The 25362-nt window shown below is 65.2% G+C and carries 31 protein-coding genes; 10 read left to right on the forward strand and 21 right to left on the reverse strand.

Features of this window, described 5'->3' with window-relative positions:
• Positions 1–30: 30 nt before the first annotated feature.
• From AC3FNH_RS04170 to AC3FNH_RS04180, 3 genes are all read left to right on the forward strand, one after another.
• The gene (locus AC3FNH_RS04170; protein ID WP_276097855.1) at positions 31–789 is read left to right on the forward strand and encodes an SDR family oxidoreductase; all 759 of its coding nucleotides are present in this window, start codon (positions 31–33) and stop codon (positions 787–789) included.
• Positions 790–840: 51 nt separating this feature from the next.
• Positions 841–2382, forward strand: a complete 1542-nt coding sequence (gene lysS / locus AC3FNH_RS04175) for a lysine--tRNA ligase (protein WP_488719165.1) — start codon at positions 841–843, stop codon at positions 2380–2382.
• Between the two features lie 178 nt (positions 2383–2560).
• The gene (locus AC3FNH_RS04180; RefSeq protein ID WP_488719166.1) at positions 2561–3586 is read left to right on the forward strand and encodes a hypothetical protein; all 1026 of its coding nucleotides are present in this window, start codon (positions 2561–2563) and stop codon (positions 3584–3586) included.
• A 24-nt stretch (positions 3587–3610) separates the two neighbouring features.
• On the opposite strand, the gene iscX is transcribed toward AC3FNH_RS04180, so the two are convergent.
• From iscX to uvrB, 14 genes are all read right to left on the reverse strand, one after another.
• Positions 3611–3805 (reverse strand): Fe-S cluster assembly protein IscX, encoded by a 195-nt coding sequence (gene iscX, locus AC3FNH_RS04185; RefSeq protein ID WP_276097858.1) that lies wholly within the window; start codon positions 3803–3805, stop codon positions 3611–3613.
• Between the two features lie 15 nt (positions 3806–3820).
• Positions 3821–4159, reverse strand: coding sequence for an ISC system 2Fe-2S type ferredoxin (fdx, locus tag AC3FNH_RS04190; protein ID WP_276097859.1), 339 nt, complete (start codon positions 4157–4159; stop codon positions 3821–3823).
• Positions 4160–4203: 44 nt separating this feature from the next.
• Positions 4204–6069 (reverse strand): Fe-S protein assembly chaperone HscA, encoded by a 1866-nt coding sequence (gene hscA, locus AC3FNH_RS04195; protein ID WP_488719167.1) that lies wholly within the window; start codon positions 6067–6069, stop codon positions 4204–4206.
• A gap of 97 nt (positions 6070–6166) precedes the next feature.
• Positions 6167–6685, reverse strand: a complete 519-nt coding sequence (hscB, locus tag AC3FNH_RS04200) for a Fe-S protein assembly co-chaperone HscB (RefSeq protein ID WP_276097861.1) — start codon at positions 6683–6685, stop codon at positions 6167–6169.
• A gap of 51 nt (positions 6686–6736) precedes the next feature.
• Positions 6737–6955, reverse strand: a complete 219-nt coding sequence (locus tag AC3FNH_RS04205; protein WP_276097862.1) for a DUF3565 domain-containing protein — start codon at positions 6953–6955, stop codon at positions 6737–6739.
• A 22-nt stretch (positions 6956–6977) separates the two neighbouring features.
• Positions 6978–7298, reverse strand: coding sequence for an iron-sulfur cluster assembly protein IscA (gene iscA, locus AC3FNH_RS04210; RefSeq protein WP_276097863.1), 321 nt, complete (start codon positions 7296–7298; stop codon positions 6978–6980).
• Positions 7299–7335: 37 nt separating this feature from the next.
• On the reverse strand, positions 7336–7737 hold the full coding sequence (iscU, locus tag AC3FNH_RS04215; protein ID WP_276097864.1) for a Fe-S cluster assembly scaffold IscU: 402 nt from the start codon (positions 7735–7737) through the stop codon (positions 7336–7338).
• Positions 7738–7789: 52 nt separating this feature from the next.
• Positions 7790–9013 (reverse strand): IscS subfamily cysteine desulfurase, encoded by a 1224-nt coding sequence (locus AC3FNH_RS04220; protein ID WP_488719250.1) that lies wholly within the window; start codon positions 9011–9013, stop codon positions 7790–7792.
• Between the two features lie 62 nt (positions 9014–9075).
• Entirely contained in the window at positions 9076–9636 is a 561-nt protein-coding gene (iscR, locus tag AC3FNH_RS04225; protein ID WP_488719168.1) for a Fe-S cluster assembly transcriptional regulator IscR, read from the reverse strand.
• 117 nt (positions 9637–9753) lie between these two features.
• A complete protein-coding gene (locus AC3FNH_RS04230) occupies positions 9754–10245 on the reverse strand; it encodes a low molecular weight protein-tyrosine-phosphatase (protein WP_488719169.1) in 492 nt (163 codons plus the stop codon).
• A 156-nt stretch (positions 10246–10401) separates the two neighbouring features.
• Positions 10402–10641, reverse strand: coding sequence for a hypothetical protein (locus tag AC3FNH_RS04235; protein WP_276097867.1), 240 nt, complete (start codon positions 10639–10641; stop codon positions 10402–10404).
• Between the two features lie 50 nt (positions 10642–10691).
• On the reverse strand, positions 10692–10913 hold the full coding sequence (locus AC3FNH_RS04240; RefSeq protein WP_276097868.1) for a hypothetical protein: 222 nt from the start codon (positions 10911–10913) through the stop codon (positions 10692–10694).
• A 17-nt stretch (positions 10914–10930) separates the two neighbouring features.
• Positions 10931–11230, reverse strand: a complete 300-nt coding sequence (locus AC3FNH_RS04245; protein WP_488719170.1) for a putative quinol monooxygenase — start codon at positions 11228–11230, stop codon at positions 10931–10933.
• A gap of 72 nt (positions 11231–11302) precedes the next feature.
• The gene (uvrB, locus tag AC3FNH_RS04250; protein ID WP_488719171.1) at positions 11303–13390 is read right to left on the reverse strand and encodes an excinuclease ABC subunit UvrB; all 2088 of its coding nucleotides are present in this window, start codon (positions 13388–13390) and stop codon (positions 11303–11305) included.
• 175 nt (positions 13391–13565) lie between these two features.
• Here uvrB and AC3FNH_RS04255 point away from each other — a divergent pair, with 175 nt between their 5' ends.
• Positions 13566–14762 carry an amino acid aminotransferase gene (locus AC3FNH_RS04255; protein WP_488719172.1) on the forward strand — a complete coding sequence of 399 codons (1197 nt, stop codon included), beginning with the start codon at positions 13566–13568 and terminating at the stop codon, positions 14760–14762.
• A 277-nt stretch (positions 14763–15039) separates the two neighbouring features.
• Positions 15040–16281, forward strand: a complete 1242-nt coding sequence (locus tag AC3FNH_RS04260; RefSeq protein WP_488719173.1) for a polyhydroxyalkanoate depolymerase — start codon at positions 15040–15042, stop codon at positions 16279–16281.
• A gap of 77 nt (positions 16282–16358) precedes the next feature.
• Here the strand turns inward: AC3FNH_RS04260 and AC3FNH_RS04265 are convergent, their stop codons facing one another.
• Positions 16359–16991, reverse strand: a complete 633-nt coding sequence (locus AC3FNH_RS04265; RefSeq protein WP_488719174.1) for a TetR/AcrR family transcriptional regulator — start codon at positions 16989–16991, stop codon at positions 16359–16361.
• 207 nt (positions 16992–17198) lie between these two features.
• Here AC3FNH_RS04265 and rsxB point away from each other — a divergent pair, with 207 nt between their 5' ends.
• Entirely contained in the window at positions 17199–17945 is a 747-nt protein-coding gene (gene rsxB, locus AC3FNH_RS04270) for an electron transport complex subunit RsxB (RefSeq protein WP_488719175.1), read from the forward strand.
• Complete coding sequence (nth, locus tag AC3FNH_RS04275) at positions 17942–18586, forward strand: endonuclease III (protein ID WP_488719176.1); 645 nt, start codon at positions 17942–17944, stop codon at positions 18584–18586. Before rsxB ends, nth begins: the two co-directional genes overlap by 4 nt.
• 70 nt (positions 18587–18656) lie before the next feature.
• Here the strand turns inward: nth and AC3FNH_RS04280 are convergent, their stop codons facing one another.
• Both AC3FNH_RS04280 and AC3FNH_RS04285 read right to left on the reverse strand, forming a co-directional pair.
• A complete protein-coding gene (locus AC3FNH_RS04280; RefSeq protein ID WP_488719177.1) occupies positions 18657–19244 on the reverse strand; it encodes a malonic semialdehyde reductase in 588 nt (195 codons plus the stop codon).
• 87 nt (positions 19245–19331) lie between these two features.
• The gene (locus tag AC3FNH_RS04285) at positions 19332–20258 is read right to left on the reverse strand and encodes a DMT family transporter (protein WP_488719178.1); all 927 of its coding nucleotides are present in this window, start codon (positions 20256–20258) and stop codon (positions 19332–19334) included.
• A gap of 101 nt (positions 20259–20359) precedes the next feature.
• Between AC3FNH_RS04285 and AC3FNH_RS04290 the strand changes: the two genes are divergently transcribed.
• The gene (locus tag AC3FNH_RS04290; protein ID WP_276097878.1) at positions 20360–20791 is read left to right on the forward strand and encodes a DUF1841 family protein; all 432 of its coding nucleotides are present in this window, start codon (positions 20360–20362) and stop codon (positions 20789–20791) included.
• Between the two features lie 122 nt (positions 20792–20913).
• Positions 20914–22203, forward strand: coding sequence for a phospholipase A (locus AC3FNH_RS04295; protein ID WP_488719179.1), 1290 nt, complete (start codon positions 20914–20916; stop codon positions 22201–22203).
• On the opposite strand, the gene AC3FNH_RS04300 is transcribed toward AC3FNH_RS04295, so the two are convergent.
• Positions 22200–22625 (reverse strand): thioredoxin family protein, encoded by a 426-nt coding sequence (locus tag AC3FNH_RS04300; protein WP_488719180.1) that lies wholly within the window; start codon positions 22623–22625, stop codon positions 22200–22202. The genes AC3FNH_RS04295 and AC3FNH_RS04300 overlap by 4 nt on opposite strands.
• A 104-nt stretch (positions 22626–22729) precedes the next feature.
• On the reverse strand, positions 22730–23284 hold the full coding sequence (gene grpE, locus AC3FNH_RS04305; protein WP_488719181.1) for a nucleotide exchange factor GrpE: 555 nt from the start codon (positions 23282–23284) through the stop codon (positions 22730–22732).
• A 273-nt stretch (positions 23285–23557) separates the two neighbouring features.
• On the opposite strand from grpE, the gene AC3FNH_RS04310 reads away from it, so the two are divergent.
• Positions 23558–23722 carry a hypothetical protein gene (locus AC3FNH_RS04310; protein ID WP_488719182.1) on the forward strand — a complete coding sequence of 55 codons (165 nt, stop codon included), beginning with the start codon at positions 23558–23560 and terminating at the stop codon, positions 23720–23722.
• Positions 23723–23796: 74 nt separating this feature from the next.
• Here AC3FNH_RS04310 and AC3FNH_RS04315 read toward each other — a convergent pair whose 3' ends face one another.
• Both AC3FNH_RS04315 and hemH read right to left on the reverse strand, forming a co-directional pair.
• Positions 23797–24192, reverse strand: a complete 396-nt coding sequence (locus tag AC3FNH_RS04315) for an RNA-binding S4 domain-containing protein (protein WP_488719183.1) — start codon at positions 24190–24192, stop codon at positions 23797–23799.
• Positions 24189–25304 (reverse strand): ferrochelatase, encoded by a 1116-nt coding sequence (gene hemH, locus AC3FNH_RS04320; protein ID WP_488719184.1) that lies wholly within the window; start codon positions 25302–25304, stop codon positions 24189–24191. Before hemH ends, AC3FNH_RS04315 begins: the two co-directional genes overlap by 4 nt.
• Positions 25305–25362 lie beyond the last annotated feature (58 nt).

Raw genomic sequence — 25362 nt, forward strand, 5'->3', positions numbered from 1 at the left:
CCGCGGGGCGGCTCCTCCAACCGGGGCATCATGAGCGAAGCAGACCACCTCTACATCATCACCGGCGCCTCGCGCGGGCTCGGCGCGGCACTGACCAATGCCCTGCTCGTGCCGGGCAACCGCCTGATCTGCGTGGCGCGCAGCCGCAATCCGGAACTGGAGCGCGTTGCCACCATGAGCGGCGTGCCGGTGGCGTGGCACCTGCAGGACCTGTCGCAGCCCGCGGCCGCGGCCGGCTGGCTGTCCAGCGTGCTGGAGAGCCAGGACCAGCCGCCCGCCAGCGCCACGCTGATCCTGAATGCCGGCGTGGTCGAGCCGATCGGCCCCGTGTCGCGCCTGCAGGAAGGCACCCTGCTGCCGCACCTGCTGACCAACCTGGCCACGCCGATGATCATGACCGGCGCGTTCCTGGAACGCACCGAGAAGTTTGACTGCCCGCGCAAGGTGCTCGCCATCTCTTCCGGGGCGGCGCGCCGCCCGGTCGAGGGCTGGAGCGCCTACTGCGCCGGCAAGGCCGGCCTCGACATGTTCATCCGCTCGGTCAACGCCGAGTACGCAGGCACCCCGGCGCCGCGCACGGTCCGTGCCGTGGCACTCGCGCCAGGCGTGGTCGACACCGGCATGCAGGACACCATCCGCCATGCCGACTTTGCCCAGGTGCAGCGCTTCCGCGACCTGAAGGCAAACCAGCAGCTTGCCTCCGCCGAAGACACCGCGGGCCGCATCCTTGCCTACCTGCATCGCCCGGACTTCGGCAGCACCGAGCTGGACGACCTGCGCAATTACTGAAGCCATACTGAACCCGCGCGCGGCATGCCGCGCGCGACCCGACAAGACACCATGACCGAACCCACCCGCGCCCAGGCCGCACCGGCCTCTGACACGCCCGCCGCAGACGAGAACAAGATCATCGCGGAGCGTCGCGAGAAACTGGCGGCCCTGCGCCAGCAAGGCGTGGCCTTCCCCAACGATTTCCGCCCGACCCACCAGGCCGCCGCGCTGCACGCGCAGTACGGCGAGACCGACCAGCCCGCGCTCGAAGCGACTCCGGTCGAAGTCGCCATCGCCGGCCGCATGATGCTCAAGCGCGTGATGGGCAAGGCCAGCTTCGCCACCGTGCAGGACGGCAGCGGCCAGATCCAGTTCTACATCACGCGCGACAAGGTCGGCGAAGAGGTCTACGCCGCCTTCAAGCACTGGGACCTCGGCGACATCATCAGCGCGCGCGGCGTGCTGTTCCGCACCAACAAGGGCGAGCTGTCGGTGCAGGTGCAGGAACTGCGCCTGCTGTCCAAGTCGCTGCGTCCGCTGCCGGACAAGTTCCACGGCCTGGCCGACCAGGAAATGAAGTACCGCCAGCGCTATGTCGACCTGATCGTCTCGCCGGAAACCCGCAATACCTTCCGCGCGCGCACCAAGGCGATGTCGTCGCTGCGCCGCCATATGGCCGACGCCGGCTTCATGGAAGTGGAAACGCCGATGCTGCACCCGATCCCGGGCGGCGCGGCGGCCAAGCCGTTCATCACGCACCACAACGCGCTGGACATGCAGATGTTCATGCGCATCGCGCCCGAGCTGTACCTGAAGCGCCTGATTGTCGGCGGCTTCGAGCGCGTGTTCGAAATCAACCGCAACTTCCGCAACGAGGGGGTGAGCCCGCGCCACAACCCCGAGTTCACCATGATGGAGTTCTACGCGGCCTACACGGATTACCGCTGGCTGATGGACTTCACCGAGAACCTGATCCGCCAGGCCGCCATCGACGCCAGCGGCACCGCCGTGCTGACCTACCAGGGCCGCGAGCTGGACCTGTCGAAGCCGTTCCATCGCCTGACCATCTGCCAGGCGATCCAGAAGTTCGCACCGCAGTACACGGACGCGCAACTGGCCGACGCCGAGTTCCTGCGCACAGAACTGAAGAAATTCGGCGTCAACACCAGCGCGCCGCAGTTCCTCAATGCCGGCATCGGCACGCTGCAGCTCGTGCTGTTCGAGGAAACCGCCGAAAGCCAGCTGTGGGAGCCGACCTTCATCGTCGACTACCCGGTGGAAGTCTCGCCGCTGGCGCGCGCCTCGGACACGGTGCCGGGCATCACCGAGCGTTTCGAGCTGTTCATCACCGGCCGCGAGATCGCCAACGGATTCTCGGAGCTCAACGACGCCGAAGACCAGGCCGAACGCTTCCGCAAGCAGGTCGAGCAGAAGGACGCTGGCGATGAGGAGGCGATGTACTACGACGCCGACTATATCCGCGCGCTCGAGTACGGCATGCCCCCGACGGGCGGCTGCGGCATCGGCATCGACCGCCTGGTGATGCTGCTGACCGACAGCCCGAACATCCGCGACGTCATCCTGTTCCCGCACCTGCGGCGTGAGGACTGAGCACGGATGCAGCGTTGACAGTAAGCCCCGCCTTCCGGCGGGGTTTTGCTTTGGTCGGCAAAGAGCGCTCACCAATATTCCGTAACAAACGGACCTCGTCCCGTCCCAGAAACCTTTCCTGCACTTTGCTGCACTTTGCTATGATTCCTGAGCGTCCCGGCTCATCGGAATCCACCAGATGCAATGCGCCAATCGCAGGACCCCCAGTCTCTGGCAACGCGTCATTCCTCTGGCCGGCGGTCTGCTGCTGGCCATGCTCCAGCATGCGGCGCATGGGCAGGAACTCCTGCTGATGGGCGGTGCGCACACCACCCCCCCGATCCACAACGACGACGACAGCAGCGCTGTCTATGCCTACAGCTACCAGCAGAACCTGACGGAAAACTGGTACGCCACGTACACCTACCTGAACGAAGGACACGCCGACGGCCATCACCGCGACGGCTATAGCGCGCAGCTATGGTGGCGCTGGCTGACGCCGGGCCGCCAGTTTGCGTTGTCGGTCGGCGCGGGCCCTTACCTGTATTTCGATACCGCCGATGACCAGCCCGACGGCAGCTACCGGAACCATCACGGCGCCGCGCTGCTGGCCAGCGTGGCGGCAACCTGGTATGTCAGCGGCGGGCCCTGGATGGTGCAGGCGCGGTATAACCGCGCGCAAGCCTGGTCGAGCTTCACCTCGAACACGATGCTGCTTGGCGTCGGCTATCAGCTCGATCACGGCCGGCGCGACGGGCCCTTCATTGCAGGCACCCGTACCAATGTCCTGACCGGCAACGAACTGACGGTCTTCCTTGGCGCCAGCATCGTGAACAGCTTTCATTCGGAAACGGGTTTCGCGGCGGCCGCGGAGTACCGGCACGGCTTCTGGCGGGGCGTGGAAGGAACCGTCAGCTACTTCTCGGAGAGCAACTCCGACCTGGTCCAGCGCCGCGGCGTGGCGGCGCAGGCCTGGCTGAGCGGCGGCTTCCTTGGCGACCGGCTGACCCTCGGCATCGGCGCCGGCCCGTACTACGCAACCACCCTGCATGTACGGGGCCCGGGTGCGGAGGGCTCGCCATCGCGCTGGTCCGCCCTGCTGTCGTTGTCGGCCAGCTACCGGCTCAGCAGCCGCTGGCTGGGTCGATTGTCGTGGAACCGTGTGATGACCGGCTACGACCGCGATGCCGACCTGTTCGTGGCGGGTGCCGGCTATCGCTTCTGATCATTCAGATGATGACCGGGGAGCTCAGTTCGCTTCCTCGATCCACGCAGACTGGATCGCTTCCAGGATCTTTTCACCCGAGCGCTCGGGCAGGTCGGTGAAGCCGTCCAGCTCCAGCACCCACTTGCGCAGGTCCGTGAAGCGGATCGTTACCGGATCCACGTCGGGAAACTTGTCATACAGCGCCGCGGCGATGTCGTAGGTGTCGGTCCACTTCATGGGGTTCTCCGGGCCTCAGTGGCCTTCTTTGGCGTGGTTGATGGTGTACTTCGGGATCTCGATGGTCAGGTCTTCGTCGGCGACGATGGCCTGGCATGACAGGCGCGAATTGGGCTCCAGGCCCCAGGCCTTGTCGAGCAGGTCCTCTTCCTTCTCCTCGGCTTCGTCGAGCGAGTCGAAGCCTTCGCGCACGATCACGTGGCAGGTCGTGCAGGCGCACGACTTCTCGCACGCGTGCTCGATGTCGATGTCGTTGGCCAGCAGCGCGTCGCAGACGCTGACGCCGGTCTTGGCTTCGATCACCGCCCCTTCCGGGCAGTATTCGGCGTGGGGCAAAACGATGATCTGTGGCATGTCGTGTCCTGGTATAGATGCTTGGCGATGCAAGGGCCCGGTGATCAGCCGAGCTCCTGCACCTTGCGCCCGGCCAGCGCGCTCTTGATCGAGCGGTCCATGCGCCGGGCGGCGAATTCGTCGGTGCCGCGCGACAGCGTCTCGACCGCGGCCTTGATGGCGTGATGATCCTCGCCGGTGGCGATCTCGCGCACCGAGGCGATCAGCGCCTCGACGGCGGCGCGCTCGTCGGCCGACAGCAGGTCGCCGTCAGTCTCCAGCGCGCGCCTGGTGGCTTCGATCAGGCGGTCGGCCTCGACGCGCTCTTCGGCCAGCGCGCGGCTCTTCATGTCGTGCTCGGCTTCGCGGAAGCCCTCCTGCAGCATGCGCGCGATATCGTCGTCGGCAAGGCCATAGGACGGCTTCACGGTCACCGACGACTCGACGCCCGAATGCGTTTCGCGCGCCGTAACCGACAGCAGCCCGTCAGCGTCGACCTGGTAGGTCACGCGGATGCGCGCCGCGCCCGCCACCATCGGCGGGATGCCGCGCAGCTCGAAGCGCGCCAGCGAACGGCAGTCGCTGGCCAGTTCGCGCTCTCCCTGCAGAACGTGGATAGCCATGGCGGTCTGGCCGTCCTTGAAGGTCGTGAACTCCTGCGCGCGCGCCAGCGGAATCGTGCTGTTGCGCGGAATGATCTTCTCCACGAGGCCGCCCATGGTTTCCACGCCGAGCGACAGCGGAATCACGTCCAGCAGCAGCCAGTCTTCGCCAGGCGCATGATTGCCCGCAAGCAGGTTGGCCTGCATGGCGGCGCCGAGTGCGACCACGCGGTCCGGATCGAGGTTGGTCAGCGGCGGCTGGCCAAAGAAGTCGCCCACCGCCTTGCGGATGGCCGGCATGCGCGTGGCGCCCCCAACCAGTACCACGCCCTGGACCTCGTCCGCCGCCACGCCCGCATCGCGCAGCGACTTGCGCACCGGCGCCAGCGTCTTCTGCACGAGATTCGCGGTGATGGTGTCGAAGATCTCGTCGGTCAGCACCAGGTGCACGATCTCGCCCGACTCGAGCACGGCGTCGATCACCGTGCTGTCGCCTTCGGACAGCGCTTCCTTGGCCGCGCGCGCGCGCACCATCAGCAGTCGCGTGTCCTGCGCCGACAGCGGCTGCAAGCCGGCTTGCTCGACGATCCAGCACAGCAGGCGCTGGTCGAAATCGTCGCCGCCAAGCGCGGAATCGCCGCCCGTCGACAGCACTTCGAACACGCCCTTGGTCAGCTTCAGGATCGAGATATCGAAGGTGCCGCCGCCCAGGTCATAGACCGCGTAGATGCCTTCGGCGGCGTTGTCGAGGCCGTAGGCAATCGCCGCCGCGGTCGGTTCGTTGAGCAGGCGCAGCACGTCCAGGCCGGCCAGGCGCGCGGCGTCCTTGGTGGCCTGGCGCTGGGCCTCATCGAAATAGGCCGGCACGGTGATGACGGCGCCGACCAGGTCATCGCCGAGCGAGTCCTCGGCGCGCTGGCGCAGCGTCGCCAGGATCTCGGCCGAGACTTCCACCGGGCTCTTCACGCCGGCCACGGTCTTGATCTGCACCATGCCGGGCGCATCGACGAAATCGTAGGGGCTGTGCTCGTTGTGAGCCACGTCCTTCAGGCCACGGCCCATGAAGCGCTTGACCGAGACGATGGTGTTCTTCGGGTCGCGCACCGCCTCGTCCTGGGCGCGGTAGCCGATATGCGTGGTGCGGTCAGGCAGGTAGCGCACCACCGAGGGCAGCAGAGCGCGGCCGCGATCGTCGGCCAGGACTTCGGGGATGCTGTGGCGCACCGCCGCCACCAGCGAGTTGGTGGTGCCGAGGTCGATGCCAACCGCCAGGCGGCGTTGATGGGGCGCCGGCGACATGCCGGGTTCGGAAATCTGGAGCAGTGCCATGATGTTTCTTCGCTTTCTCGTGCGCGATGATCTCCGCCGCACAGGCGGCTTTCGCGACGGGCGCCATTGTCACATGGCCCCGCCAAACGTGCCGGGACTACCCTTCCAGCCGGTCGATCGCCTCGCTGGTATCGTGTTCGATCTTCTCGATGAACATCAGCTGCCGTACCGCGGCGCCCGCGCCCTCGTTGTCGCCGGCGTCCAGCAGCGCGCCAAGCGCCGCGTGCCGTTCGCGCTTTTCCTGCCGCAAGCCGCGCAGCAGGCCATCCAGGCGGTCGACGTCGCGGGACTCGACGGCGTCTTGCAGGTCCTCGCGCCATTCCATCTGCTGCATCAGGAACGCAGGCGACATGGCGGTGTTGTTCTCCGCCTGTACGTCCACGCCGCGCAGCCCCAGAAGGTAGATCGCGCGCTTGAGCGGCTGGCGCAGCGTGCGGTAGGCCTCGTTGGCGTGCGCGGCCCACTGCATCGCCACGCGCCGTTCGGCCTCGCCCGCATTGGCGAAGCGGTCCGGATGCGCCTGCGACTGCACGGTCCGGTATGCGGCATCCAGCGCCGCCTCATCCACGCCGAACTGCACCGGCAAGCCGAACAGCGCAAAAAAATCGTCTTTCAACAGCTTCCCCAACAAAAAGGAGCGGTCGCGCCGCCCCCTTGTGCACTCACGTCAACCGCCTCGCGCCCAATCAGCCGGCGGCTCATTGCGATCGCATTTCAGGCAGTTCACCGTTGCGCCAAGCCGGGCCGCCCTGCCCTGCTCCGTGGCCGTCCACGGCCGCAGTTGCCAGGGCGGGTTGTGGCGCATGTGCTGCCCGTGCCCGCAATCGAGCTCGGCGACCCAGTCGCCTTCCTCGTCCCGGTGGAAGCCGACGATACAGCGTTCCATCCGGTCTCTTCCGCGCCGGCGCTCAGACCGTGAAGGACTCGCCGCAGCCGCACTCGTCCTTGACATTCGGGTTGTTGAAGCGGAAACCTTCGTTCAACCCTTCGCGTGCGTAGTCGAGTTCGGTGCCGTCGATATACGGCAGGCTCTTGGCGTCAACAATGACCTTGATGCCGTGCGATTCGAACACCTGGTCCTCGGGTTGCAGGTCGTCAACGTATTCGAGCTTGTACGCCAGGCCCGAGCAGCCCGTGGTCTTCACGCCAAGGCGCAGGCCCACGCCCTTGCCACGGCGTTCCAGGTAGCGGGCGACGTGCCTGGCGGCCTTCTCGGTCATCGTGATCATTGTTGCGTCTTCCTTCTGCGTTCGGAACTCAAGCAGCTCAGGCGGCCTTCTGGTCGGCGGCCGGGTGCTTCTTCTTGTAGTCGTCGACGGCGGCCTTGATGGCGTCCTCGGCGAGGATCGAGCAGTGGATCTTCACCGGCGGCAGCGCCAGTTCTTCGGCGATCTGGGTGTTCTTGATCTCCAGCGCCTGGTCGACGGTCTTGCCCTTCACCCACTCGGTCACGAGCGAGGACGAGGCAATGGCCGAGCCGCAGCCATAGGTCTTGAACTTGGCGTCTTCGATCACGCCCGCTTCATTGACCTTGATCTGGAGCTTCATTACGTCGCCGCAAGCCGGGGCACCGACCATGCCGGTACCCACCGTGTCGTCGCCCTTGTCGAAGGAACCGACGTTGCGGGGGTTTTCATAGTGGTCGAGAACCTTGGAGCTGTATGACATTTTGCTTACCTCGTGCGTAATCTTTTATGGGGGTCGTGCATGCGGGCGGCGCTCAGTGCGCGGCCCACTGGATCGAATTCAGGTCGACGCCGTCCTTGAACATCTCCCACAGCGGCGACAGGTCGCGCAGCTTGCCGATCTTGCTCTTGAGCAGTTCGACGGTGAAGTCGATTTCCTGCTCGGTGGTGAAGCGGCCCACCGTGAAGCGGATCGAGCTGTGCGCCAGTTCGTCGTTGCGGCCCAGCGCGCGCAGCACGTAAGACGGCTCCAGCGAGGCCGAGGTGCAGGCCGAGCCCGACGACACGGCCACGTCCTTGATCGCCATGATCAGCGACTCGCCTTCGACGAAGTTGAAGCTGACGTTCAGGTTGTGCGGCACGCGGCGTTCGAAGTCACCGTTCAGGTAGACCTCTTCCATGCTTTTCAGGCCATTCCACAGGCGGTCGCGCAGCATGCGGATGCGCTCGTTCTCGGTCGCCATTTCCTCGCGGGCAATGCGGAAGGCTTCGCCCATGCCGACGATCTGGTGCGTGGCCAGCGTGCCCGAGCGCATGCCGCGCTCATGGCCGCCGCCGTGCATCTGCGCCTCGATGCGCACGCGCGGCTTGCGGCGCACGTACAGCGCGCCGATGCCCTTGGGGCCATAGGTCTTGTGGGCCGAGAACGACATCAGGTCGCACTTCAGCGTGCTCAGGTCGATCTGCACCTTGCCGGTCGCCTGCGCGGCGTCGCAATGGAAGATGATGCCCTTTTCGCGGCAGATCGCGCCGATCTGCTCGACGTCCTGGATCACGCCGATCTCGTTGTTCACCAGCATCACCGACACCAGGATCGTGTCCGGGCGCAGCGCCTGCTTGAACACTTCCATGTCGATCAGGCCGTCTTCCTTCACGTCGAGGTAGGTCACCTCGAAGCCCTGGCGCTCCAGCTCGCGGGTAGTGTCCAGCACGGCCTTGTGCTCGGTCTTCACCGTGATGATGTGCTTGCCCTTGCCCGAATAAAAATTCGCGGCGCCCTTGATCGCCAGGTTGTCCGATTCCGTCGCCCCCGACGTCCACACGATTTCACGCGGATCGGCGCCGACCAGTGCGGCCACCTGCTCACGCGCCTCTTCCACCGCACGCTCCGCATCCCAGCCATAGGCATGGCTGCGCGACGCGGGATTGCCGAACTGCTCGCGCAGGTACGGAATCATCTTGTCCGCCACGCGCGGGTCCACCGGTGTGGTGGCCGAGTAATCCATATAGATCGGGTAATGTGGGGTGCTCATCGTTATGACTGCCTTTTGTTCAGGGGGAACCGCTGATCGCTTGTTTCGCTGCTTGCCTGCCGGGCGCTTCAGGACTGCGCCAGGCTGAAAACCGAATTCACCACCCGCGCACGGACCGGCTTCTCGGCGGCCTTGTCCGCCTTGCCGCGCGCCGCGGGTGCGGCCTGCTGCACGGCAGCGTCTTCGCGCATGTCGTGCAGGACGGCTGGCTGCTTGGCACGCTGCTGGTCCACGAGGTTCTTGAGGGAGACGGAATCGAGGTATTCGACCATCTTCTGGTTCAGCGTCGCCCACAGTTCGTGGGTCATGCAACGCCCGGAGCCGTCATCTCCGTTACAATTGCCCTTTCCACCGCACTGGGTGGCGTCGAGCGGTTCGTCCACGGCGATGATGATGTCCGCCACGGTAACGTCTTCCGCCTTGCGCGCGAGGCTGTAGCCACCGCCGGGGCCACGCACGCTTTCGACGATTTCATGCCGGCGCAACTTGCCGAACAACTGTTCCAGGTAGGACAGCGAAATCTTCTGCCGCTGGCTGATGCCGGCGAGCGTGACGGGTCCCTGATCCTGGCGCATGGCCAGGTCGATCATCGCAGTTACCGCAAAGCGGCCTTTGGTGGTCAGTCTCATGATGCAGGGCTTAATACTTGATCGTTTCCGTCAAGTATAAAGTTACCCGACTATTTCAGTCAACTACCCTGCGGCACTGCATCAAATCTCAAGGCTTCCCATAGCCCGGTGCCGACCTCAGACGGCATCGTTGCGCAGGCGGTGGCGCAGCATCTCGACGATGCCATCGCACGCATCCTCCACATAGTCGAGCACGCGCTCGAAGCCATCGCCTTCGCCGTAGTACGGATCCGGCACTTCGTCCGCCTCGTGGCGGGTGGCGAAGCTCATCAGCAGCCGCAGTTGCGCCGCATCGGCCTGCGGGCACAAGGCTGACAGCCGCTCAAGATTGTCCCGGTCCATCGCCAGCACAAGGTCGAAGCGCGAGAAATCGGGCAGGCCGACCTTGCGCGCCCGTAGCGCCGAAAGATCATAGCCGCGCCGCTGCGCGTGACGTTGCGTGCGCGCGTCTGGGGCCCGGCCGAGATGATACTCATGGGTACCCGCCGAATCGAGTTCCACCCGATCCGCGAGCCCTGCCGCTGCCAGCTTGGCGCGCAAGACGCCCTCGGCTGTCGGCGAGCGGCAGATATTGCCCATGCAGCACATCAGGATGGCGTATTTCTTCATTGCGTTCTGATCGTCTGGATGGATGAAGGCGCCGCAGCAGGGCGGCCTCGCGCCGGAGCAGAACGCCGGCAGTGGGTACGGGCCGCACCGGGCGTTGTACGCGCGCGCCTGCCGGCGAAGGGCACGATTCCAGCGCCAGTGACCGGCGCCAACCCGCTAGAGCTGCTTCGCGAGCCGTTCCCCGTGCGCAAAGCCGGCGATCTCCGCGGCCTCACAAGATTTGTAGTGGTCGGTAATCAGGGATCTTTCGATCAGCGTCGTGGTCGCGCGGATATTGCAGCCGGCACGGCAGACCCGGACCGTGTATTCCCACTCGTGCTGCGAGCGGGGCCGCACCTGGACCTGCACTTCGTGGGTTTCATAGACCTTCTTCTTCCATTCGCCGATTTCGGCCATAACCGTCTCCAGCAATGATGGGCGTGCCGACGCCTTGCACGGTTCAGTGCTTAGTTGACCTCGCCGGCATCGATGGTGCGCATGGCGGCGGCTTCCGCCATGGCGACTGCAGCTTCGGGCGTTGGCGCCCTGCCAGCCAGCGCCTCGAATGTCGGACCGGAAGGCTCGCCGAAGGCATCGCCAATCCGGACCTGCGCGGCAAAGCCGCCACCCGCGTCCGGGATTGCACTGGCGACCACCATATAGCCGCCGTATTCGAATTGCCGTTCCATGTCGGGCTCCAGCGCGTTCACGGCAGCTTGGCTGCCAGGACTTCTATCTTCCGGATCGGCGGCGCACCCACGAACAAATCCGGCGCCCTGGCCACCAGCGCCGCCGCTACCTTGCCCGCCAGATGCGCATCGCGCGAAGCTTCGTCAGCGAATGCATCGAAGATGCCGAACCGCGATGACCCCAGCCGCAGCGCAAACCAGGCCGTGGTGCCAGCCTCCTGCTCGACCAGCGGCAAGCCGTCGCGCAGGAACTGCTCCACCTCGGCTTCCTTGCCGGGCACGGCTTCAAGCGGCACCCACAGCCCTAGCTTGACCATGGCGCATCTCCCGATCTGGCGTGACGCTTTTCACTATAGGCCAGCGCGCGGCTGTGGCGCGCCGGGAAAGCCTTATGCCGGCGGCAGGGGCGCCTCTTCGCCGCTGGCGCCAAACAGTTGCGCCTTGAGCTTGGCGAGCTGGTCGCGCACCTGCGCCGCCTTTTCGAATTCCAGGTTCTTGGCGTGATCCATCATCAGCTTCTCGAGACGCTTGATTTCCTTGGATACCTGCTTCTCGCTCATGTCTTCGTAGCGCGCGCGCTCCTGCGCAGCGATCAGCTCGGCCTTGACCTCGCCCGCATCGTAGACGCCATCGATAATGTCCTTGATCCGCTTGACCACGCCACGCGGCGTAATGCCGTTGGCTTCGTTGAAGGCGATCTGCTTGGCGCGGCGCCGCTCGGTTTCATCGATGGCCCGGCGCATCGAATCGGTCATGCGGTCGGCGTACAGGATCGCCGTGCCGTTCACGTTGCGCGCCGCCCGGCCGATGGTCTGGATCAGAGAACGCTCGGCGCGCAGGAAACCTTCCTTGTCCGCGTCGAGGATGGCCACCAGCGACACTTCGGGGATATCCAGCCCCTCGCGCAGCAGGTTGATGCCCACCAGCACATCGAAGGTGCCCAGACGCAGGTCGCGGATGATTTCCACGCGTTCCACGGTGTCGATGTCGGAGTGCAGATAACGCACCTTGACGCCATTTTCCGACAGGAACTCGGTCAGCTGCTCGGCCATGCGCTTGGTCAGCGTGGTCACCAGCACGCGCTCGCCGGCCTCTACGCGCAGGTGGATCTCCGATAGCAGGTCATCCACCTGGGTGCCGGCCGGACGCACGATGATGCTGGGATCGACCAGCCCGGTCGGACGCACGACCTGTTCCACCACCTGCCCGGCATGCTCCTGCTCGAACTGGGCCGGCGTGGCGGAAACGAACATCACCTGGCGCATCTTGCGCTCGAACTCCCCGAACTTGAGCGGCCGGTTGTCCAGCGCGGAGGGCAGCCGGAAGCCGTACTCGACCAGCGTGGTCTTGCGCGCGCGGTCGCCGTTGTACATGCCGTTGAGCTGGCCGATCAGCACGTGGGATTCGTCGAGGAACATCAGCGCGTCCGGCGGCAGGTAGTCGACCAGCGTCGGCGGCGGATCGCCGGGCCTGGCGCCCGACAGGTGGCGCGAGTAATTCTCGATGCCCTTGCAGAAGCCCAGCTCGGACAGCATTTCCAGGTCGAAGCGCGTGCGCTGCTCCAGCCGCTGGGCCTCGACCAGCTTGCCTTCCTTGTGGAAGAACTCGAGCCGTTCGCGCAGCTCGGACTTGATGTCCTCGATCGCGCGCAGCACCGTTTCGCGCGGCGTCACATAGTGGCTGGAAGGGTAGACCGTAAAGCGCGGGATCTTCTGGCGCACGCGGCCGGTAAGCGGATCGAAGAACTGCAGGGACTCGACTTCATCGTCGAACATCTCGAGCCGCACCGCCATTTCGGCGTGCTCGGCCGGGAAGATGTCGATGGTGTCGCCGCGCACCCGAAACGTGCCCCGCTGGAAATCGGTCTCGTTGCGCGTGTATTGCATGGCGATCAGCCGCGCGATCACGTCGCGCTGGCTGACCTTGTCCCCTGCGCGCAGCGTCAGGATCATCTGGTGGTACTCGCTCGGGTTGCCGATACCGTAGATGGCCGACACCGTCGCCACGATCACCGTGTCGCGGCGTTCAAGCAGGCTCTTTGTGGCCGACAGGCGCATCTGCTCGATGTGCTCGTTGATCGAGGAATCCTTCTCGATGAACAGGTCGCGCTGCGGGACGTAGGCCTCGGGCTGGTAGTAATCGTAGTAGCTGACGAAATATTCGACCGCGTTTCGCGGGAAGAACTCGCGGAACTCGGAATACAGCTGCGCGGCGAGCGTCTTGTTGGGCGCGAAGACGATGGCCGGGCGCCCCATGCGGGCGATTACGTTAGCCATCGTGTAGGTTTTGCCCGAGCCGGTCACCCCCAGCAGCGTCTGGAACGAGAGGCCGTCGTCCACGCCCTCGACCAGTTGCCGGATCGCCTCGGGCTGGTCTCCGGCCGGCGGGAACGGCTGGTAGAGCTGGAACGGCGAGCCCGGAAAAGTGACGATTTTGTCTTCGTCCAGGGCCGGCGCGACTTCGGCGAGGTTTGACATAGGCGGCTAGGGGAAAAACCTGAGAAAAGGGGGCGGATACGCTAGAATCTTGGGGTTGCACAGCCCGCTTCAAGCCGTCAACGCCAGCAAGCAGGTCTGCCGCACGCCCCCCCAGCGCAGTCCGAAGCATTCTACGCCTTCCCGTTTTCTTACATTGCCGACCACGAGAGTCCAAATGAGTTTGTTTTCTGCCGTCGAGATGGCCCCGCGCGACCCGATCCTGGGCCTGAATGAAGCCTTCAATGCCGACACCCGCGCCACCAAGGTGAACCTGGGCGTTGGCGTGTACTTCACCGACGAAGGGAAAATTCCCCTGCTGCGTGCCGTGCAGGAAGCGGAAAAGGCTCGCCTGACCACCGCCACCCCACGCGGCTACCTGCCCATCGAGGGCATCGCCGCCTATGACCAGGCCGTGCAATCGCTGCTGTTCGGCAAGGAATCGCCGCTGATCACCGAAGGTCGTGTTGTGACGGCCCAGGCACTTGGTGGCACTGGCGCGCTGAAGATCGGCGCCGACTTCCTGAAGCGCCTGTACCCGGCCTCGAAGGTTGCCATCAGCGACCCGAGCTGGGAAAACCACCGCGCGCTGTTCGAATCGGCCGGCTTCGAAGTGGTGAACTACGCCTACTACGACGCCCCCAGCCACGGCCTGAACTTCGCCGGCATGCTGGAATCGTTGAAGTCGTATCCGGCCAACACCATCGTCGTGCTGCACGCTTGCTGCCACAACCCGACCGGCGTTGACCTGTCGGCCGACCAGTGGAAGGAAGTGGTCGGGCTGATCAAGGAGCGCAACCTGATCCCGTTCCTGGATATGGCCTACCAGGGCTTTGCCGACGGCATCGACCCGGACGGCGCGGCCGTGCGCCTGTTCGCCGATTCGGGCCTGCCCTTCTTCGTGTCGAGCTCGTTCTCGAAGAGCTTCTCGCTGTATGGCGAACGCGTCGGCGCCCTGTCGATCGTCACCACCAGCAAGGATGAAGCCCAGCGCGTGCTGTCGCAGGTCAAGCGCGTGATCCGCACCAACTACTCCAACCCGCCGACGCATGGCGGCACCGTGGTCGCCACGGTGCTGAACAGCCCGGAACTGCGCGCCATGTGGGAGCAGGAACTGGCCGAAATGCGCGACCGCATCAAGCTGATGCGCCACGCGCTGGTCGACAAGCTGGCCGCCAAGGGTGTGAAAACCGACTTCTCGTTCGTGAAGGCGCAGCGCGGCATGTTCTCGTACTCGGGTCTGAGCTCGGCTCAGGTGGACCGCCTGCGCAACGAGCACGGCATCTACGCCGTCGGCACGGGCCGCATCTGCGTGGCCGCGCTGAACAGCCGCAACATCGACGCCGTCGTCGACGCGATCGCGGCAGTGCTGTAAGCGCCGCAATTCCGGGAACTGTCGACACGCCGACAGCCCTGGCATGGTGCATGCAACAAAAAAAGGCAGCTACGGCTGCCTTTTTCTTTTTGTCATGCCATTTTGTCATGCGGAATTAAGGCCTTTGGGCTATTGTCTTTTCCCGTTGCCGCCGTACCTTAGGGTATATGCTGCAGGGCACGATCATGCGGTTGCGTGCATAATCGGCACGCAAGTCCACGATAGTGCCCCCTCCAGAAACACGTTCCAGAAACACGTATTACCAGGCCAGACCGCCATGCTCTACCAACTGCATGAGTTCCAGCGTTCGATGCTGCACCCGCTGACCGCGTGGGCACAGGCGACCGCCAAGACCTTCACCAATCCCCTCAGCCCGTTGTCCCTGGTTCCCGGCGCACCCCGCCTGGCGGCCGGGTACGAACTGCTGTACAGGCTCGGCAAGGAATACGAGAAACCCGCGTTCGACATCAAGTCGGTGCGCTCGAACGGCCGCGAAATCCCGATCGTCGAACAGACCATCCTGGAGAAGCCGTTTTGCCGGCTGGTTCGCTTCAAACGCTATGCCGATGACCCGGACACCATCAAGCTGCTGAAGGACGAGCCCGTGGTCCTGGTGGCCGCGCCCCTGTCCGGCCACCATGCCACGCTGCTGCGCGATACCGTACGTACCTTGCTGCAGGACCACAAGGTCTACGTGACCGACTGGATCGATGCCCGCATGGTGCCGGCCGATCATGGTCCGTTCCACCTGGCGGACTATATCCACTACATTCAGGAGTTCATCCGCCATATCGGCGCGGAAAAGCTGCACGTCATTTCGGTGTGCCAGCCGACCGTGCCAGTGCTGGCGGCGATTTCGCTGATGGCCTCGGCCGGAGAGAAGACGCCGCGCACCATGACCATGATGGGTGGCCCTATCGATGCCCGCAAGAGCCCGACGGCGGTGAATTCCCTGGCGACCAACAAGTCGTTCGAGTGGTTCGAGAACAACGTCATCTACACCGTGCCGGCCAACTACCCCGGACACGGCCGTCGCGTCTACCCCGGCTTCCTGCAGCATGCCGGCTTCGTGGCCATGAATCCGGACCGCCACCTGTCGTCGCACTATGACTACTACCTGAGCCTGATCCAGGGCGATGCCGACGACGCGGAAGCTCACGTGCGCTTCTACGACGAGTACAACGCCGTGCTCGACATGGCGGCCGAATACTATCTCGACACCATCCGCGAAGTCTTCCAGGAGTTCAGGCTGGCCAATGGCACCTGGGCCATCGACGGCAATCTGGTGCGCCCGCAGGACATCAAGGGTACCGCGCTGCTGACGGTCGAAGGCGAGCTGGACGACATCTCCGGCGCCGGCCAGACCGCGGCGGCGCACGATCTGTGCGCGGGCATCGCAGAGACCAACAAGCACCACCTGTCGGCAACGAAGTGTGGTCACTACGGGATCTTCTCGGGCCGCCGCTGGCGCGAAGAAATCTACCCGCAGTTGCGCGACTTCATCCGCAAGTACCGGTAAACGGCCTGCCCCGCCATGCAAGAACGCCCGCAATCGCGGGCGTTTTTTTGTTCCGCGCCGCAGCGCCGGCCGGCACCTCAGCGCCGCAGGTAGCTCAGCAGCATCTCCGTGTGCAGCTCGGCGAACCGCTCGTGCTCGTCCTGCGAAGCCACGTCCCTGCCGATCACCGCACTGATCGTGTAGCGGTTCGACAGCACGTAGTAGCCCAGCGCCGAAATGGTCAGGTAGAACTGCGGGACATCAACGTTGTCGCGGAACAGCCCCTGCTGCTGGCCCCGGCGGATAATGTCCGCCAGCACGTTGACGATCGGATTGACGAGCTGGTGCAGTTGCGCCGATTTCTTCAGATGGCGCGCCTCGTGCAGGTTCTCGCTGTTGACGAGCCGGATGAACTCCGGGTGCTGGTAGTACCAGTCCCAGACGAAGCGGGCCAGCGCGCGGACGCCGGCAACGGGATCGTCGTCAGTGATGTGCAGCCGTTCTTCGTCCGCGCGGAACTCGGCGTACTGCTTCTCCAGCACGGCAAGGAAGAGCCCTTCCTTGCTGCCGTAGTAGTAGTACAGCATGCGCTCATTGGTCTCCGCGCGGCGCGCGATCTGGTCGACGCGGGCGCCGGCCAGGCCGCCCTTGGCAAATTCCTCCGTGGCTGCCGCCAGGATGCGGCGGCGCGTGCCCTCTGGGTCCCGTTTGGTTCTGGTCTCGTTTGACATGGGTAAGGGTCGATGTTTGCGCGGATTATGGCACAGCCGCACAGGCTTCTGGCCAGCTGGCCGTCGCGCATGATGGCCGGTTCTGCGCAATCGCGAAATCGGGGATAATCCGTGCGGCACATGGCCCGCAGAGGCCGGCCCGCGGTTTTGCCGGCAGCCCGCCGTCCCCGCGAACGTTTCCCCTTGCCTGCCAATCTTGCTGTTGTCGTGAGTCCCGCCCACACCCTCGCAGACCGCCTTGAGGCGCTGCTGCCGCAAACCCAGTGCACCAAGTGCGGCTTCAACGGTTGCCGTCCATACGCCGAAGCCATGGCCAGCGGCGAAGCCGCCTGCAACCGCTGCCCGCCCGGCGGCGCGGAAGGAATCCGCCGCCTGTCGGCAGCGTTGGGTACCGAACCGCTGCCGCTGGATCCGGAACGCGGCGTCGAGCAGCCGCGCGCCGTCGCCCGCATCGACGAAAGCCTGTGCATCGGCTGCACGCTGTGCATCCAGGCTTGCCCGGTCGACGCCATCGCGGGCGCGGCCAAGCAGATGCACACCATCATTCCGGACCTTTGTACCGGCTGCGACCTTTGCGTGCCGCCCTGCCCGGTGGACTGCATCGACATGGTGCCGGTCACCGGCGCGCGCACCGGCTGGGACGCCTGGACGCAGGAACAGGCCGACGCCGCTCACGCACGCTATCTCGCACGCAGGCAGCGGCTGGTGCGCGAACGCGAGGAGAACGACGCACGGCTCGCGGCCAAGGCGGCCGCCAAGCTGCAGGCCTTGCAGGCCGAGGCGGCGGACTCCGACGCCGAGCGCGCGGCGCAGGAACGCAAGCGCGCCATCATCCAGGCTGCCATCGAACGCGCGCGCCAGAAGCAGCAGGCCGCGGGCAGCGGCACCTCCGCCAAGGACACCGGCAACGCCGAAGACGGCAACAACGACAAACCCACCCCGCCAGAACGATGAACGCTGCCAAGTGCCGTGCGCTGTTCGAGACCCTGCGCGACGACAACCCCGCGCCGACCACCGAACTGGAATACAGCTCCCCGTTTGAACTGCTGATTGCCGTGCTGCTGTCGGCGCAGGCCACGGACGTCGGCGTGAACAAGGCCACGCGCAGGCTGTTCCCGGTTGCGCATACTCCGCAGCAGATGCTCGAACTCGGCGAGGAGGGGCTCATCGGGTACATCAAGACCATCGGCCTCTACAAGACCAAGGCGAAGCACGTGATCGAGACCTGCCGGATCCTGGTCGAGCAGCACGGAGGCAAGGTACCGCCGGATCGCGCCGCACTGGAGGCACTGCCCGGCGTGGGCCGAAAGACCGCCAACGTGGTGCTCAACACCGCGTTCGGCGAGCCGACCATCGCCGTCGACACGCATATCTTCCGCGTGGCCAACCGTACCGGACTTGCCCCGGGCAAAAACGTGCAGATCGTCGAGGACAAGCTGCTCAAGGTGGTGCCCAGGGAGTTCCTGCACGACGCCCATCACTGGCTGATCCTGCATGGCCGCTACGTGTGCAAGGCGCGCAGGCCCGAATGCTGGCACTGCGTGATCGAACCCCTGTGCGAGTTCCGCGACAAGACCGAGGCCCCGCGCGGCTGAGCCGGCCCAAAGCAAAAACAAAAAGACCCGCCAAGGCGGGTCTTTTTCATGGCGCGCGGGACGTGGCGTCTCAGACCACGCGGCAGGCCTCTTCGAATGACAGGCGCGGCAGGCGCGGAAACAGCTTGTCGCCTTCGCCGTAGCCCAGGTTGCACAGGAAGTTGACTTCCCACTTGCCGTCGGGGAAGAACGCGGCGTTGATCTTGTCGGCATCGAAGCCGCCCATCGGGCCGCAGTCCAGGCCCATGGCGCGCGCGGCCAGGATGAAGTAGCCGCCTTGCAGCGAGCTGTTCATGAGCGCATCGCGGGCGATCTTGGCGTCGTTGCCGGCATACCACGAGCGGGCGTCGGCATGCGGGAACAGCTTCGGAAGCTGGTCATGGAAAGCCTTGTCGAAGGCGATGATGGCGGTAACCGGCGCGGAACGGGTCTTGTCCACGTTGCCGGCAGATACGCACTCGACCAGGCGGGCCTTTTCGGCAGCGCTCTTCACGAACACGATGCGCACCGGGCAGCTGTTGGCCGCGGTCGGGCCGAACTTCATGGCTTCATAGACCTGATGAAGCACGGCGTCATCCACGTGACGATCCTGCCACACGTTGTGCGTGCGGGCTTCGGTGAACAACTGGGCCAGGGCTGCCTGATCGATCTGGGACATGCGCTCGTTCCTGTACTTTGGGTTATAGGGAACGCGAATTGTACCGAAGGCCATCCAGCGCGAGTGCAGCCGCTTTGACCAGGAAATTCAATTCTCTTGCATCTTGGCCGGCGCACTCGCGCGACGGGTCAGCCACAGCACGCCTGCCAGGATCAGGCAGCCGCCAATGGCTTGCGCGCCGCTGATATGCTCCCCCAGCAGCACGGCGGCCAGCACCACCGTCACAACGGGCTCGAGCGTGGACAGCATGGACGCCTGTGCCGCGCCCAGCTTCTGCAAACCCGCAAAGAAAGTCAGGATCGCCAGCACCGTGGACAACAGCGCAATGCCGAGCATGGCGAGCCAGCCGCCGGCTGTCGCGGGAAACTGCGGCGGCACGCCGGCGCCAAGGCGCAGCACGCTGATCGTGCCGTAGACCAGCGCCGCGGCGGTACAGATCACCGTGGTGGTGGCAATCGCGTTGACGCCCGCGGTCACCCGCGCGCCGACGATGATGTAGACCGAATAGATCACGGCGGCGGCCAGCCCCAGCGCAATGCCGAGCGCACTGCCCTCCCCGCCGCCCACGGTCAGCCCGGCGCCCGCCGAGCACAGCACCAGGGCGATGACCGCGGCGGTCGTCAGGCGTTCCTTGAGGAAGATGGCCGCCAGGATGGTGACAAAGAGCGGATACAGGTAAAGCAGCAGGGCCACCAGGCTGGCCTGGGCATGGTTGAGCGCGCTGAAGAAGCAGAAGGACTGGCCGACGTAGCCGATGCCGCCCATGGCCGCCAGCGCCAGCACGCGCCGCCACGCAGGCAGCCGGATGCCGCGAGCACGCATCACGAACGCCAGCGCCACGGCCGCCAGTGCGAATCGCACGGTCAGCAGGCCATAGACATCGGCACCGGCCTGGTAGGCGAAGCGGGCGAAGATCGCCATGGCACCGAAGGCACTCGCCGACAAGGCGATCAGCAGCACGCCGGCGAACTTTTCGCGGGCGCGTTCGGAGACAGCGGGCGTGGAAACGGTCATGGAGAACGGTGGACGGCTGGCAAATTGGCCAATCCCGCATTCTAATGGCGCCGGCGCCACCAGCAGCAGGGCCCCGAGCGCTCGTTTACAATGGCGCCACCATGTTCAATCCGTCCCGTGAAGAAGTCCGCCGGTTCTTCTGCGATGCCTGGCAGAAGCAGCTTGCCGGCGGCGTCCTGACCCCGCTCGAAGCCATTGCCGTCGACTGGATCGGCGAGCATCCCGAATACCAGTCGTTGCTTGCCGATACCGAAGGTGCGCTGGCGCAGGACTTTGCGCCCGAAAAGGGCCAGACCAACCCGTTCCTGCACCTGTCGATGCACTTGTCGATTTCCGAGCAGGTGTCCATCGACCAGCCACCGGGCATCCGCCAGGCCTACGAAACGCTGGCACAGCGGCTGGATTCCCCGCACGAGGCGCAGCACCAGGTCATGGAATGCCTGGGCGAGATGCTGTGGCAGGCGCAACGCTCCGGGTTGCCACCCGATGGCACGCACTACGTGGACTGCGTGCGGCGCCGCGCGTCGCGCTGACACGCCGCAGGTCAAAACCGCCTGCGTACAATTCGTCACAATCGCTGTCGGGTGCCATGGTAGGCTTGCGCGCATTGCCATCCGCCTGCGCCGAAGTCCAGCCGGACACGGCGCATCCCGATATGCCCCAAACGTTACGGCCCATACCCCGCAAGGCCGCTCATGCCGCGGCCTCGAAATGGAAGCGGTTTTGCCTCTTGCTCGCCTGCGCCTGGCCGCTGTCAGGCCAGGCCGCGGTTTCGATGCTGCAGCCGCCCCGCATCATCGACGGCGCCCAGCCACTCACGCTGACCCTGCTGATCAGCGCGGACACCGGAACGCGCCGATACGAGGTGCCCGACACGCTTGAGGTCACCGCCTCCGGCGATCTCCAGGCGCCCGTGAAACTTATCTTGCGGCGCGCGGATCCGGGCCCCGCCATCCTTTCCCTGCGCCAGGGCGAAAACCGGACCATCCGCTATGCCGCCGACCTGCCGCCGGCACTGCGCGGCACGATCCGCCTGGACGCCACGGGTATCGACGCTGCGCCGGTACTTGTCACGTTGAACCAGCAGGCCACGCCGGGCCAGCCCGCCGCGGCCCCGCTGGCTGCCGCCCCTGCCGCGCCAGCGCATGAGGTCCAGCCTGCCGACGCAACGGCACCGGTGGTCCCGGTCGCCTCGGCCGCCCAGCCGGCTCCGGCGCCGGCCGACCTGCGCGACAGCGCGCGCCTGTCGTTCAATGACCCGATGTACTTCATCGTCGGCGCGCACGACGGGGGCAACGCCAAGTTCCAGTTCAGCTTCAAATTCCGGATCCTCGAAGGCAAGGATCCGTCGTCACGGCGCCTGATCGACAACCTCTACTTCGCCTACACGCAGTTCTCGCTATGGGACCTGTCGCAGGATTCCAAGCCGTTCCGCGATACCAACTACCGGCCGAGCTTCTATTACTACCTGTCCGACACGGGCGTTCACAACGCGGCCATCAGCCGCCTGTCGCTGGCGACCGGCCTCGAGCATGAATCCAACGGACGCAGCGGCGACGAATCGCGCAGCATCAACACCGTCTTCTTCAAGCCGACCTTCTATTTCGGCGACCAGAACAACTGGCACTGGCGCGTCGCGCCCAAGCTGTACGCCTACCTGGAAAAAAGCGACAACCCCGACATCGCGCACTACCGCGGCTACATGGACCTGGACCTGGCATATGGCAAGGCGGACTCCTGGGAGTTTGCTGCGACGGTGCGCAAAGGCACGCAAAGTTGGTACGGCAGCGTCGACGCCCGCGTGACCTATCCGCTTGCGCGACTGATTCCGGGCACCGCCGGATACCTGATGGCAGGTTATTTCGTCGGCTATGGGGAAAGCCTGCTGGACTACAACCATAAGCTTCCCTGGCAGTTCCGGCTGGGTTACGCGCTGTCGCGCTAGCCTGCCAGCGGCTTGCCTTCCGCCTTCAGGCGCGCGTTTGTCACCGCCGCGGCAAACTGGCCATGGCCGTGCCAGCCGGTGGCACGGCCGAGTTTCTTGCCGTTGTGGAAGAACATGAAGACCGGAATGCCGTGCAGGCCGAAGCGCTGCCCGAGTTCGGGGTGCGCATAGACATTGGCGTGCAACCAGTGCAGATCCAGCGCGAGGATCGGCTCGGGACCGGACAGCATGGCCTGCTTCGCCATTTCGCAGTTGAAACAGTCCACACCCCAGAAGAACACGCACACCAGCTTGTCGCCGGCCGCGGCAATGGCGACATCGATCGAGGCGCCGTCCACCGGCTGCATCCCGAGCATGTCAAAAGCGCGATGGTCAAGGTGCGCGTCGAATCGTGGCGGGATACCGGCTGCTGCATCGCTCATGGCTTGCCTCCGTGAATGGCAAGACGCCCCGGGCCAGACTGGCGCCGGGGCGTCGAGGGTCGTATCGGCGGGCACAGCCGTTCGGCCCCGCCCGCGATCACCGCTTACTTGGGTGCCGAAACCGTCACCAGCGCCGGGCGCAGCACGCGATCCGCGATCATATAGCCGCGCTGCAGCACCGTGACGACGGTATTGGCCTCCTGCTCGGACGGCACCATCGAGATGGCCTGGTGGCGGTGCGGGTCAAACTTGTCGCCGACCGGGTTCAGCTCCACGATCTTGCCGCGCTCGAACGCAGCGGCCAGCTGGCGCGCCGTCAGCTCGACGCCTTCGCGCAGCTTGGCAATATCGCCCGAACCATCCGCCAGGGCGGCCTGCAGGCTGTCCATCACGGGCAGCAGGTTGTCGGCGAAATTCTCGATGGCGAACTTGTGCGCCTTGGACACATCCTCCTGTGCGCGGCGGCGGATGTTCTCGCTTTCCGCGACGGAGCGCACGTACATGTCGTAGTGCTCGCGCGCCTTGGCTTCCAGCGCGGCAAGCTGCGCCGCCACGTCATCCACGGCGGCGCTCTCCGGCGCGGCGGTCGTGGCATTGGCAGCCGCTTCGGCGGCGGGCTCAGGCGTCGGGGTGGTTGGCGTCTGCTTCTGTTCTTCCATGTCGATCCGTATCAATGCATTGTCGCGGCCATCCGGTTCGGGCCGCGGTGGTTAAATCGGCGTGTGTCCCGCTGATCTGGTGGCAACCCGCCATTTTTCAAGAGTGGTTGCAAAGAGACCCCGAAACACACCGTTACAAACGCCCCCTTCATGCAATCGACCGCTTATTGATTTGTTGCAGTGCAATCACTAAGATTCTTATCAAGAAAAATGACAAAAATACCGAGGGGACTGGAGTTGGATCACATTTGTGCCTCTTCCGAAAGGTTGGCCATGCACAAGCTGCCCATCGTGACGCTCTGCCTGCTTGCCGCGCTGTCCGTGATGACAGTATTCATCTGCCTGTCCGGCGCCCTGACGCCGCGCGATACCGAGTATGGCAGCGGCAAGGCCATCTTCAAGCATTACCTCGTCCAATACGTCAACGTCAACCAGTAGGACCACGCTGGCTGACGTTTTGATCGTTCAACGCGGCCGTACCGGCGCTTGCCGGTACGGCCGCGTTGTCGCATTCAACTCCGAAAATCGTCAATGCGCCGCCGGTCCCGCTTGGTGGGCCGGCCCTGCAACTGCGATGCCGGCTCCGGCTGGTAGCGCCGCTGCTCCATTTCGGCATGACGGCGTGCCTGGCTGTCCTCGGTTTCCGCGTACAGCGTCTGTGCCACCGGCGCCGGGCCGCGCGCCTGGGCAATGCCTTTCACCACCAGTTCCCAGCGCTGCTGGTGGGCTTCCAGCACGACCCTGTCGCCGGGCCGGACCTCGCGCGAGTTCTTGCACGGCTGGCCGTTCACCGTTACCTTGCCACGCTCGACGGCCTCGGCCGCCAGTGAGCGCGTCTTGAAGAAACGCGCGCACCAGAGCCACTTGTCGATGCGCAGGCGCGCATCCGGCTCGAAACTGACATTCATGCTGCGGCTCCCCGGGTCTGCGCGCGACTGCGGCGCGCTTCGAGTTCATGCGGATGCGGCATGTTCAGCGGCCAGCCCTGCAAATGCTGCAGCGCGATTTCCGCCATTGCCGCGATCCAGGGCTGGGCATCGTTCATGCACGGGATGAAATGGAACTGCTTGCCGCCCGCCACCATGAATTCGGTCCGCCCTTCCATGGCAATTTCTTCCAGGGTCTCGATGCAGTCGGCGGGAAAGCCCGGACAGAACACGTCGACCCGGCCGGCGCCGACCTTGCCCAGTTCCGCCAGCGTGGGCGCCGTATAGGGCTGAAGCCATTCGGCTTTGCCGAAACGAGACTGGAACGTTACTTGATATTGACCCGGCTGCAGGCCCAGCGCATCACCGAGCAGGCGTCCTGTCTTGAGGCACTCGCAATGATAGGGATCGCCCAGTTCCAGCGTGCGGCGCGGCACGCCGTGGAAGGACAGGATCAGCTTGTCGCCGCGCGCAAAATCCGGCATACCGTGCTGGGCCCAGTACGCGCCGACCTGCTGGTGCAGCGCCGAAATATAGGCCGGATGGTCATGGAAATGCTTCACGAATCGAAGCTCGGGCTGGTTGCGCCACTGGCCAAGCACGCGGAACACCTCGTCGAACGCGGTGGCCGTGGTAGTGCCGGAGTATTGCGGATACATCGGCAGCACCAGCACCTGTTCCGTGCCCTGGCGGCGCAGCGCCTCCAGCACGGACTCGACCGAAGGATTGCCGTAGCGCATCGCGCAGGCGACCGTGACCTCGTAGCCCTGCTGGTTGAGCAGGCGCTGCAGCGCGTGCGCCTGGCGCTCGCTGTATACAAGGAGCGGCGATCCCGTCATATGCGCCTCCCGCAGCCAGATCGACTCGTACTTGAGGGCCGAGGCGCGCGAGCGCAGCGGCAGGATCACGCCATGCAGCAGCGGCAGCCAGGCCAGGCGCGGGATCTCGACCACGCGCGGGTCCGAGAGGAACGCCTTCAGGTAGCGCCCCACCGCCTTCGGGGTCGGCGCATCGGGCGTGCCCAGGTTGACCAGCAGGATGGCCGTGCGCGGCGCCTGGCCGTGCTGGTAGGCCGGTTCGGGAGAAAACGTCATGTCGCTTCCGATGTGGCCGGGCGGCCGGATGCCGCCGGGCGGTGGAAATGGGGACACA

The sequence above is a fragment of the Cupriavidus sp. 22TCCZM01-5 genome (assembly GCF_057798915.1).

Excerpts from the sequence above, each read along its gene's own strand:
- AC3FNH_RS04170 (WP_276097855.1), top strand. The coding sequence starts at position 31 with ATGAGCGAAGCAGACCACCTCTACATCATCACCGGCGCCTCGCGCGGG.
- lysS (WP_488719165.1), top strand. The coding sequence starts at position 841 with ATGACCGAACCCACCCGCGCCCAGGCCGCACCGGCCTCTGACACGCCC.
- AC3FNH_RS04180 (WP_488719166.1), top strand. The coding sequence starts at position 2,561 with ATGCAATGCGCCAATCGCAGGACCCCCAGTCTCTGGCAACGCGTCATT.
- iscX (WP_276097858.1), bottom strand. The coding sequence starts at position 3,805 with ATGAAGTGGACCGACACCTACGACATCGCCGCGGCGCTGTATGACAAG.
- fdx (WP_276097859.1), bottom strand. The coding sequence starts at position 4,159 with ATGCCACAGATCATCGTTTTGCCCCACGCCGAATACTGCCCGGAAGGG.
- hscA (WP_488719167.1), bottom strand. The coding sequence starts at position 6,069 with ATGGCACTGCTCCAGATTTCCGAACCCGGCATGTCGCCGGCGCCCCAT.
- AC3FNH_RS04205 (WP_276097862.1), bottom strand. The coding sequence starts at position 6,955 with ATGGAACGCTGTATCGTCGGCTTCCACCGGGACGAGGAAGGCGACTGG.
- iscA (WP_276097863.1), bottom strand. The coding sequence starts at position 7,298 with ATGATCACGATGACCGAGAAGGCCGCCAGGCACGTCGCCCGCTACCTG.
- iscU (WP_276097864.1), bottom strand. The coding sequence starts at position 7,737 with ATGTCATACAGCTCCAAGGTTCTCGACCACTATGAAAACCCCCGCAAC.
- iscR (WP_488719168.1), bottom strand. The coding sequence starts at position 9,636 with ATGAGACTGACCACCAAAGGCCGCTTTGCGGTAACTGCGATGATCGAC.
- AC3FNH_RS04230 (WP_488719169.1), bottom strand. The coding sequence starts at position 10,245 with ATGAAGAAATACGCCATCCTGATGTGCTGCATGGGCAATATCTGCCGC.
- AC3FNH_RS04235 (WP_276097867.1), bottom strand. The coding sequence starts at position 10,641 with ATGGCCGAAATCGGCGAATGGAAGAAGAAGGTCTATGAAACCCACGAA.
- AC3FNH_RS04240 (WP_276097868.1), bottom strand. The coding sequence starts at position 10,913 with ATGGAACGGCAATTCGAATACGGCGGCTATATGGTGGTCGCCAGTGCA.
- AC3FNH_RS04245 (WP_488719170.1), bottom strand. The coding sequence starts at position 11,230 with ATGGTCAAGCTAGGGCTGTGGGTGCCGCTTGAAGCCGTGCCCGGCAAG.
- uvrB (WP_488719171.1), bottom strand. The coding sequence starts at position 13,390 with ATGTCAAACCTCGCCGAAGTCGCGCCGGCCCTGGACGAAGACAAAATC.
- AC3FNH_RS04255 (WP_488719172.1), top strand. The coding sequence starts at position 13,566 with ATGAGTTTGTTTTCTGCCGTCGAGATGGCCCCGCGCGACCCGATCCTG.
- AC3FNH_RS04260 (WP_488719173.1), top strand. The coding sequence starts at position 15,040 with ATGCTCTACCAACTGCATGAGTTCCAGCGTTCGATGCTGCACCCGCTG.
- AC3FNH_RS04265 (WP_488719174.1), bottom strand. The coding sequence starts at position 16,991 with ATGTCAAACGAGACCAGAACCAAACGGGACCCAGAGGGCACGCGCCGC.
- nth (WP_488719176.1), top strand. The coding sequence starts at position 17,942 with ATGAACGCTGCCAAGTGCCGTGCGCTGTTCGAGACCCTGCGCGACGAC.
- AC3FNH_RS04280 (WP_488719177.1), bottom strand. The coding sequence starts at position 19,244 with ATGTCCCAGATCGATCAGGCAGCCCTGGCCCAGTTGTTCACCGAAGCC.
- AC3FNH_RS04285 (WP_488719178.1), bottom strand. The coding sequence starts at position 20,258 with ATGACCGTTTCCACGCCCGCTGTCTCCGAACGCGCCCGCGAAAAGTTC.
- AC3FNH_RS04290 (WP_276097878.1), top strand. The coding sequence starts at position 20,360 with ATGTTCAATCCGTCCCGTGAAGAAGTCCGCCGGTTCTTCTGCGATGCC.
- AC3FNH_RS04295 (WP_488719179.1), top strand. The coding sequence starts at position 20,914 with ATGCCCCAAACGTTACGGCCCATACCCCGCAAGGCCGCTCATGCCGCG.
- AC3FNH_RS04300 (WP_488719180.1), bottom strand. The coding sequence starts at position 22,625 with ATGAGCGATGCAGCAGCCGGTATCCCGCCACGATTCGACGCGCACCTT.
- grpE (WP_488719181.1), bottom strand. The coding sequence starts at position 23,284 with ATGGAAGAACAGAAGCAGACGCCAACCACCCCGACGCCTGAGCCCGCC.
- AC3FNH_RS04310 (WP_488719182.1), top strand. The coding sequence starts at position 23,558 with ATGCACAAGCTGCCCATCGTGACGCTCTGCCTGCTTGCCGCGCTGTCC.
- AC3FNH_RS04315 (WP_488719183.1), bottom strand. The coding sequence starts at position 24,192 with ATGAATGTCAGTTTCGAGCCGGATGCGCGCCTGCGCATCGACAAGTGG.
- hemH (WP_488719184.1), bottom strand. The coding sequence starts at position 25,304 with ATGACGTTTTCTCCCGAACCGGCCTACCAGCACGGCCAGGCGCCGCGC.